Consider the following 3,490-nt stretch of genomic DNA (forward strand, 5'->3'; position numbering starts at 1 on the left):
TCAGCCATCCTTTTTATATAGTTATAATCCTTTTCTGTAGCATGTAACTGATACCTGCTATATAACAGTGTGTTTACATTCAGGATTGAACCATGGTCACCAAATTTGCAGACTTTATCAATGTCTGCATAGCGGTCAGTGGTCATCTTAAGCCCTTTCTCCTGAATCAGTTCACATGCTTCTTCGTAAGAGTACAATTGGTTTTCCATATCGTTATTACTTCCTTTTCTCAAAAATGTGCAGGAGAGTATCTTACAATAACGGAAAGTTGCTTTCAATAGTATTTTTGTTTCTTAAGAAAAGTTTAAAAAAAAGCTACTAATCATTTTGTATGATAGTTTTGGCTGTGATTTATAAACTAGAATAGTTTATAAATATCGAATGTTATTCTTTGGCTTGGTGCAAATTTATGCTATTGTATTTTATAGATATTCTTTAGAAATTATATATTTAAATTCTGTTCTATTGAGTATAGCACAGATTATCAGGAGGCATACATGTTACATATCATAATTCTCAGCAAGGGTTATTTCCCGGATAAGTTAAATAGTAAGGATGCTGCTAAGGACAGGGTTATTGTCATAGCATCAGCAAACGATTCGATACCGGTGTCTGCTTATCAGAATGAGATGTTAAGGAATATGGAGGTAAAGCTCCTTCCTGATATTAAGGATAGTTCTGCAGAAGGAAAAACCATGCTCCGCATTGCCCAGGCGATGCTCATAGGTCAGCTCACGGCAACCGAAAAGGAATATGAAATCTATACAGATGATGCTGTTCTTATAAAAGGACTTTCTCCTTTTACAGGGATCAAAACTTCTGCAAAAAGGCAGCCCCGCAAAAAGGTAAACATAGAAGTTGAGACGAAAGAAAAGAAGACTGCGGTAACCAAGGAGAAGGCAGCAAAGAAGCAGGAGAAGAAAGCTCCTTCTAAAAAACAGACTGCAAAAACATCAGAAAATGTAGCAAAGTCTGAAGCAGGAGAGATGAAGAAGGAATCAGAGCCTCGAAAGAGAAGGCCCATGATCACAAATAAGCTGGCAGACTATACGGCAAAAAAGGAAAACGCGCCTGAAAAGAAAGAGAAAAAAGCACCTAAGGCTGCTCCCAAGAAAGGAGCTGTAAAAATCCCTACGCTTGCACAGATAAAAAAGGTATTGGGTGCAGCAAACAGCAGCTATGCCAAGGCCGTACTTGAAGCGTGCAAGAATTCCAACCAGATCACATTCGAGATGAACACAAGAATGGAACTGGCAAAGGCGGGACTTGATGCAGTTGCTTGCCAGGAACTTGCAAAAACTCTTAACGATGAATTCGGAAATGCTCTTCCGACAGCATGAAAACTGTTGCCAGATACTGTTTTGGATCAAGATGAAGTCTAAAGGATAATAAGGAGTTTTAGATGTTTAGTCCCTTATCAATAATAATTATTGTTGCGTTTGTAGGGCTTTTTGCTATTTTGTATCTCGTAATAGCGTTACCTGCAGCCAGAAAAAGAGATCAGCTTTACAATTACGAAGATGTAACATTGGGCATGAGGGAAGAAGAAATGCTTGATATAATGGGCGATGGATATAACAAAAGTCTTCTGAAGGATAATCGTACCAAGTATGAATGGAGGATTAACGCTCATAGTCAAAGCAGTGGTGGTGTAACAGAATATTCAGGTGTAAGTAAGGTTACTATCTATTGCAAAGATGGGGTAGTGGAAGAAGTAAGACCATATAATATTGAATACTAATTGAAAGATTTATACATATTACAACTAAAAAAAAGAATATAAGACCCAGCTTAGTATAATTTTATTATATTTTAAGCTGGGTTTTATTTGTTCTTTACCTGAAAGAGTAATAATTATCATAGGTTTTATATGGAGTGAAATCTTTCATTCCTCTTTGGTATGTTCTAGGAAGGAGATAAATGCCTATGAAGCAGGTAATAAGAAAAATTGGATGTTCTTTACTGGCCTTTGCCCTGACTTTTATGACAATGTCCGGGATTATGGAAGCGGGCATAGTAAAGGCCCAGGAAACAGTGACCAGCGCTACAAATGTAATCCTCACAGATGGAACTGTAAATAGCAATAGTTCTCACTCAGGTCAGTTTTATGATGGAACAGGGGATGCAGTATTATTTATGGCAAACGGTACAACCTATGACAGTATAACGCTGACTGCAACAAATACACTCACCATAAAAAATTTGAATACTCCTAAGTTGACTGGTGGATCTAAATCTAATGTGAGTTTCTGGGGCAGTGATTTTACATTTGTGTTTGAAGGAACTAACTATATTCAGGATCTTTCAGTTGATGGTAATTCAACAATAAAAATGGCAGCCGGAGCTAGTCTGAAGTGTGATTCGCTTGGTATTGACACAACTCTTCGTGACACAAATCTGACACTTGGAGATGGAACAACTGCAACCAAAGATCCTAATACTGCTAAAGGGTCATCGATCAGTGATATTGAATTCACCAACACGCAAAGCCAGCCTGAACCACAGAAGGTTAACCGCACAATCACATTTGATGCGAATGGTGGAACCGGAACTATGGATGCTGTAACTGTAACTGAAGGAAGCCAGTATACACTTCCCGAGAACAAGTTCACTCCACCCACTGATAAAGAATTTGATAAGTGGGATAAGGGTGCTGCAGGAGCAGTTATAACAATAACAGAAGATACGACGATAAAAGCACTTTGGAAGGACAAAGCTGACGGTGCTGCAGGTGATAAGGCAGATGAAAAGATAGACAAGAGCCAGAAAAACGCAAAACTTTCGAAACCAAAGGCAGGAAAGAAGTCCATTACCATAAAGTGGAAAAAGCAGACAGCAAAGGGAATCAAGGGCTATGAAATCCAGTACAGTACAGATAAGGATTTCAAGACCAATGTCAAGAAAGTAACTATAACAAAGGCAAAGACAGAGACTAAGACTATCAAGAAACTTAAGTCTGGAAAGAAATATTATGTTCGTATAAGAACATATAAGAAAGTATCAGGCGAAAAGGTATATTCCAACTGGAGTACTCCAAAGAGCGTTAAGGTCAAATAACTTTCATCTGATATCCACATAAGGTAAAAGCATGAGCTCCTCAAAATATGAGGGGCTCGTTTTATAAACCGGATCAATTATGATGTATCAGCGAGAAAACTCCTTCCGACATAGTCGGTGGGGGATGAATCGCTGGCCCTCAGCGTTTCGCTTTGCTGTATCGTCCTGTTCTTTCATATTTTCTTTTGTGGTCATCCGTGCGCTGGCTTTCTATATATTTTTTCACTGTCTCAAGTGAAACGGACCCGGTTGTGGCACAAAAATAGCTCCTGCTCCAGAAAAGAGCATCTCCCCACAGAAATTTTTCTATATGTTCACGGTATTTGATCCTGACTTCTTTAGAGAGCTGGGACTTTAAGGTGTTGATCAGTTTCACCGGAGCAACATCAGGAGGCATGGAAATAAGCATGTGTATGTGATCCTCGTCAGTCTC

The 3,490-nt window shown here is 38.8% G+C and carries 5 protein-coding genes; 3 read left to right on the forward strand and 2 right to left on the reverse strand.

What is annotated here, in order from left to right:
- Positions 1–209 (reverse strand): hypothetical protein (locus G596_RS23265; RefSeq protein WP_044929260.1); only part of this gene is annotated, 209 nt, incomplete at its 3' end.
- A 288-nt stretch (positions 210–497) separates the two neighbouring features.
- Between G596_RS23265 and G596_RS0120195 the strand changes: the two genes are divergently transcribed.
- From G596_RS0120195 to G596_RS0120205, 3 genes are all read left to right on the forward strand, one after another.
- Positions 498–1,340: a hypothetical protein gene (locus tag G596_RS0120195; RefSeq protein ID WP_022763594.1), complete on the forward strand. Its 843-nt coding sequence runs from the start codon at positions 498–500 to the stop codon at positions 1,338–1,340.
- Positions 1,341–1,402: 62 nt separating this feature from the next.
- Entirely contained in the window at positions 1,403–1,741 is a 339-nt protein-coding gene (locus G596_RS0120200; protein ID WP_022763595.1) for a hypothetical protein, read from the forward strand.
- Between the two features lie 185 nt (positions 1,742–1,926).
- Positions 1,927–3,057: a fibronectin type III domain-containing protein gene (locus G596_RS0120205; protein WP_022763596.1), complete on the forward strand. Its 1,131-nt coding sequence runs from the start codon at positions 1,927–1,929 to the stop codon at positions 3,055–3,057.
- A 139-nt stretch (positions 3,058–3,196) separates the two neighbouring features.
- On the opposite strand, the gene tnpA is transcribed toward G596_RS0120205, so the two are convergent.
- Positions 3,197–3,490: IS200/IS605 family transposase (gene tnpA / locus G596_RS23270; protein ID WP_022763597.1), on the reverse strand; the 294-nt coding region annotated here is incomplete at its 5' end.

The sequence above is a fragment of the Butyrivibrio sp. AD3002 genome (assembly GCF_000420905.1).
In the GTDB taxonomy this organism is placed as follows: Bacteria; Bacillota; Clostridia; order Lachnospirales; family Lachnospiraceae; genus Butyrivibrio.

Bases quoted from the DNA above. Each gene is read 5' to 3' on its own strand.
- G596_RS0120195 (WP_022763594.1), top strand. From the start codon at position 498: ATGTTACATATCATAATTCTCAGCAAGGGTTATTTCCCGGATAAGTTA.
- G596_RS0120200 (WP_022763595.1), top strand. From the start codon at position 1,403: ATGTTTAGTCCCTTATCAATAATAATTATTGTTGCGTTTGTAGGGCTT.
- G596_RS0120205 (WP_022763596.1), top strand. From the start codon at position 1,927: ATGAAGCAGGTAATAAGAAAAATTGGATGTTCTTTACTGGCCTTTGCC.